Below are 5,321 nucleotides of genomic sequence, written 5' to 3' on the forward strand. Positions count from 1 at the left end.
GCCGAAGTCCCCGGCCTGCGGCACGTCCAGCGGCACGCCCAGCGCCGAGGCCAGCAAATCGAGCCAGTAAGCCGAGCGTGCGCCCCCGCCGAGGGCCAGCGCGCGCGATATCCGCGTGCCCGTGGCCGCCAGCGCATCGCGGTTGTCGACAAAGGCATGGGCAACGCCCTCAAGCACCGCGCGAGCGGCCTCGGTGGCGTCGGTGGCGTGGTCGAGGTGCAGAAACTGGCCCCGCATGTGGGCGTCGTTGTGCGGTGTGCGCTCGCCACCCAGATAGGGCAGAAACAGCACCCGGCCCGGCGCGCGCAGGTCACCCAGCCCGGAGGTCAGCTCGGCCGCACTGCGCCCGGTCAGGCGCGACAGCCATTCCAGCGCATCCGTCGCGGCCAGGATCACGCCCATCTGGTGCCAGGTCCCGGGGACCGCGTGGCAGAAGGCATGCACGGCGCTGGCCGGGTCCGGGCGATAGCCTGCATTGGCCGCGAAAAGCACCCCCGAGGTGCCCAGCGACAGAAAGGCCTGGCCGTCCCGCACGACACCTGCCCCGATGGCGGCAGCGGCATTATCTCCGGCCCCGCCGGCGACAGGCACCTGCGGCAGGCCCCAGCGGTGCGCCAGGTCGGCGCGCAGGGTGCCCGTGACCGCGGAGCCTTCAGCAAGGCTCGGCATCTGCCCCCGAGACAGCTGGCAGGCGGCCAGCAGATCGTCGGACCAGTCGCGCGCGCCGGTGTCCAGCCAGCTTGTCCCCGCGGCATCCGACATCTCGGACACGGCCTCGCCCGTCAGCCAGAAGCGCAGGTAGTCCTTGGGCAGCAGAACCTTGTCGATCTTGTCGAAGACCTCCGGCTCGGTTTCGCGCACCCAGTCCACCTTTGGCGCGGTGAAACCCGGAAAGACGATGTTGCCGGTGATCTCGCGAAAACGCGGATCAGCATCCATGCGCGCGGCCTGATCCCCGGCACGGGTGTCGTTCCACATCATGCAGGGCCGCAGCGGCGCCCCGTCCCGGCCCAGCAGCGTGGCCCCATGCATGTGACCCGACAACCCGATCCCGGTCAGCCCGCTGCAATCGGTCTTGGCGGCAACGGCGGCGATGGCCGCCTCGGCGGCGGCCTCCCAGGCGCGGGGGTCCTGCTCGGACCATCCGACATGGGGGCGCGAGACGGTCAGCGGGACGCTGTGCTCGGCCAGCAGCGCGTCGTTTTCATCAATCACGATCGCCTTGAGCGACGATGTCCCAAGGTCCAGTCCTAGAAAGGTGGTCATGGGATCAGGCCGCCACGCCCTCGGGGGCCTTGCCCGCGATGATCATGCCCAGAAGATCATCGGTGGTCACATCATCGACCTTGACAACGTCTCCGACCAGCTTGCCGTTCTTCATCACCGCGGCACGGTCGCACAGTTCCTTGACCTGGTGCACATCGTGGTCGATGAGGAAGATCCCCAGGCCCTGTTTTTTCAACTCTTCGATCAGGTCGGCCACCATGCGCGTCTCCTGCGGCCCAAGGGCCGCGGTGGGTTCGTCCATGATCAGGATCCGCGCGTTGAAATAGACCGCGCGGGCGATGGCCACCGATTGCCGCTGTCCGCCCGACAGTGCCGAAACCGGCGAGGAGAATTTCTGGAAGTGCGGGTTCAAACGCCCCATCACCTTGCGGGTCTCGGCCTCCATCGCGCCCTCATCCATGAGGCCCGTTAAGGTGGTCAGTTCCCGCCCCAGGAACAGGTTCGAGGCAGCATCGAGGTTATCGGCCAGCGCCAGCGTCTGGTAAATCGTCTCGATGTTGTAGGCACGCGCGTCGCGGGGGTTGTTGATCTCGGCCCGTTCGCCGTTGATCCGCACTTCACCGGAATCCATCCGGTAGGCCCCGGACAGGCACTTGATCAATGTGGACTTGCCCGCGCCGTTGTGGCCCAACAGGCCCACGACCTCGCCGGGGAAGAGATCGACGCTGACATGATCGACGGCTTGAACGCCGCCAAAGGCGATGGAGATGTCGTTAAGCTCGACCAGCGGTGTCTCGGCCATCAGGTATCTCCTGTTCGCTTGCGGTAGATGATGTCGATGAGCACGGCCAGGATCAGCACGGCACCCACCACGATGTTCTGGAAGGGCGCGTCGACGCCCACCATGGCCATGCCCGATTGCAGCGATTGCATGATCAGCGCGCCCAGGATGGCCCCGTAGATGGTGCCGATCCCGCCGGACAGGGCGGTCCCCCCGATCACGGCGGCGGCAATCACGCGCAACTCGTCCAGCGTGCCGATGTCATTGGAATGAAACGACAGCCGGGCCGAGGCCACCACAGCCGAAAGCGCGCAGAGAAAGCCCATGATCGCGAAGATCTTGACTGTAAGAAGCCGCGTGTTGATCCCCGAAAGCTCGGCCGCGTCGGGATTGCCGCCAGTGGCGAAGATGTAGCGGCCGAGCCGTGTGCGCCGGGCGACGACGGTCATGACAAGCGCGACCACGATCAACAAAAGTACGGAGATCGGCAAGCCATAGGCGGCGGTATAGCCTTCGGGCAGAACCTCGCCGCGGGCCTCGAAGTCGCGCTCCAGCACGCGCTGCGGGATCTCGTAGGAGTTCAGCATCCAGATGAAGCCCAAGATCGCCGCCACGATCAGCGCGCCCACCGCGCCCTCGGCCCAAAGCGGCTTGACCGAAAAACCGTGCCCCTGCTTTGTGCGCCGCGCGGACCAAAGCCCGTAGAGCGCGGCCGCCGCGGCGACGAGAGCGAATATCCACGACCAGGTGGTACCGAGCGTGCCGGAAATGCCGCCGAACTTCTCGAAGGTCTCGTTCAGCGGGCCGATGGTCTGGCCACTTGTCGTGTACCAGGCCACGTTGCGCCAGATCAGCAGCCCGCCCAGCGTCACGATGAAAGCCGGGATTGTCAGATATCCGATCAGGTAGCCGTTGAAGGCCCCGATCGCAGTGCCGACGATCAGGCCCCCGGCGATCGCCAGCCAGGGCAGCGCCGAATGTCCCAGCGGCAACCCGAAGATCTGCAACAACCACTCGGTCTGCAGCATGGCCATGACCGCCGAGGTCGTCGCCAGCAATGAGCCGACCGACAGGTCAATGTGCCGAGTGACGATGACAAAGACCATGCCCGTGGCCATGATGGCCACGCTGACGGTCTGGATCGTCAGGTTGAACACGTTGCGCGGCGTCAGGAAGCGCCCGCCCGTCAGAATGTTGAATATCAGCGCGATGAGGATGAAGGCCCCGATCATGCCCAGCAGGCGCATGTCGAGTTCGAGAGAGGCGAATAGACCGCGCTTCTGCCCCTTCGGAGGGCCGTCGCCGGCATCCGCGCCCGTGTCGTGTGTCGCTGTGTCGCTCATGTCTGTCCTGTCGCCTGAACCGTCCGACACGAGGCCCACGCTTGGCGGGGCCTGGCCGGATCACCTGTCGGGGAAACGGGGCGGGCCGCATGGACCCGCCCCGAGGTATCAGTTGGCCCGCGCGATCAGTCGCAGGGGGCCGGGCCGTTCTCGACGCCCTGGCACAGGGCCTCCTGGCTGATCCAGCCGGCGTCCACGACAACCTCGAGGTTGTCCGCCGTCACCGGGACCGGCTCCAGGAACTTGGCCGTCAGGTCGGTGCCCGAGGGCGAGGTCCATTCCACGGCACCCTCGATCTCGGACATTTCCATCCCCTCGGCCATCGCAACGGCGACCTCACCAGCTTCGCGGCCAAGGTCGCGGGCGTCCTTCCAGACCGAAACGGTCTGCGTGCCCTGGGCGATGCGGTTCAGCGCGGCGTGGTCGCCGTCCTGCCCGGACACCGGGATGCTGCCTTCCAGGCCCTGCGCGGTCAACGCGGCCACGGCCCCGCCGGCAGTGCCGTCGTTCGAGGCCACCACCGCGTCGACGTCGTTGTCGTTGGCGGTCAGGATCTGCTCCATGTTGCGCTGGGCGTTGGCGGGCAGCCAGCCGTCGGTGTAGGCTTCACCCACGATCTCGATATCTCCGGCGTCGATGGCGTCCTGCAGCACTTCCTGCTGGCCGCCGCGCAGAAAATCCGCGTTGGGGTCCTGGGACGAGCCCTTGATCATGACGTAGTTGCCGGTCGGCTGCTCCTCGAGCACCGCGCGGGCCTGCATCCGGCCAACCTCGATGTTGTCGAAGGTCAGGTAGAAGGCGCGCGGATCATCGATCAACCGGTCATAGCCCACGACAGGGATGCCTTCGTTGGCGGCGGCGTCCACCGCCGGTGTGATGGCTTTGGTGTCCTGCGCCAGGATGATCAGCGCATCCGCGCCCTGGGCGATCAAGCTTTCGACGTCGGACAACTGCTTGGACGACGAGGACTGCGCGTCGGTCGAGATGTACTCGGCCCCGGCTTCGTCGAGGGCGGACACGATGGCGGCCTCGTCTGTCTTCCAGCGCTCTTCCTGGAAATTGGACCAGCTGACGCCGACGGTGACGTCCTGCGCCAGGGCGGCCGAGCTGAAGCCGACAACCATGGCGGTGGCGGCAATGATGGACTTGTGCATTGGATTTCTCCTCCCAGTCTGTCGCTCGCGAATGGACCGCGAGCCGCGAGTCGTTTGACCCTGCGCACACACTTTGCCTGATTAATTTCACTTGTCAAAATAAAATTGACAACCCGACCGAAATCATGGCCGACTAAACGTGAGTCCAGGGCCGCATTTTGCAGTGTGCCGCGTTTTCATGCCGGTTTTTACCCGTTAAGTCGGGCGAATGCGCAGAAACAAGCTTGTGCGGCACCGTAATATCTTTGGTGATTGAATGAATGATGCCACCACTCCCACCGCGCCGCCCACCGCCATGGCGGGCGCGGCCCCGGTCACGGGATGCGGGCCACGGCTGCGCGATGGCGGCCAGAGCGCCCCGCCCCTGCGCCAACAGGTCTTCGAGCATGTCCGCGCCGAGGGGGTGGCCACGCGATCGGGAATCACCCGGGCGCTGGGCATCTCGGGTGGCATGGTCACCCAGCTGACGGCAGAGCTGATCCAGCGCGGCCTGCTGGAGGAAATCGCCGACCCGCCCCGTGACAGCGGGCGCGAGGGGGCCCGGGGCCGCCCGCCGACCGCCCTGCGGGTGGTGCCCGACAGCGGGCGGGTGCTTGGCATCAAGCTGTCAGAGGATGTCCACACCGCCGTCATCACCGATTTCGCCGGCATCGAGCGCGGCGCAGCGACCCGGCCCAGCGATCACCGCCCGCGCGAGCTGGACGAGTTGACCGAGGACCTGCACGCCGGGCGAGGTGATCTATCGCAACGATATCTGCGAGGTCATCCAGTACAGCCCGCAGACCGAACAGGTGCATCCCGAACCGGTGCTGATCG

General features: G+C 66.3%; 5 protein-coding genes. 1 reads left to right on the forward strand and 4 read right to left on the reverse strand.

Annotation, left to right across the window (positions count from 1 at the left end; translation table 11 throughout):
- The 4 genes from xylB to xylF all read right to left on the reverse strand — a co-directional run.
- A partial coding sequence (gene xylB, locus ACH107_RS29525; protein WP_412509284.1) for a xylulokinase occupies positions 1–1,266 on the reverse strand: 1,266 nt, incomplete at its 3' end.
- 4 nt (positions 1,267–1,270) lie between these two features.
- On the reverse strand, positions 1,271–2,029 hold the full coding sequence (locus ACH107_RS29530) for an ATP-binding cassette domain-containing protein (protein WP_412509285.1): 759 nt from the start codon (positions 2,027–2,029) through the stop codon (positions 1,271–1,273).
- Positions 2,029–3,351: a sugar ABC transporter permease gene (locus ACH107_RS29535; protein WP_412509286.1), complete on the reverse strand. Its 1,323-nt coding sequence runs from the start codon at positions 3,349–3,351 to the stop codon at positions 2,029–2,031. Before ACH107_RS29535 ends, ACH107_RS29530 begins: the two co-directional genes overlap by 1 nt.
- Before the next feature lie 125 nt (positions 3,352–3,476).
- Positions 3,477–4,505: a D-xylose ABC transporter substrate-binding protein gene (gene xylF / locus ACH107_RS29540; RefSeq protein ID WP_412509287.1), complete on the reverse strand. Its 1,029-nt coding sequence runs from the start codon at positions 4,503–4,505 to the stop codon at positions 3,477–3,479.
- Between the two features lie 734 nt (positions 4,506–5,239).
- Between xylF and ACH107_RS29545 the strand changes: the two genes are divergently transcribed.
- Positions 5,240–5,321, forward strand: an 82-nt coding sequence (locus ACH107_RS29545) for a hypothetical protein (protein WP_412509288.1), incomplete at its 3' end; no start/stop codon positions are given.

The sequence above is a fragment of the Roseovarius halophilus (ex Wu et al. 2025) genome, from assembly GCF_047086965.1.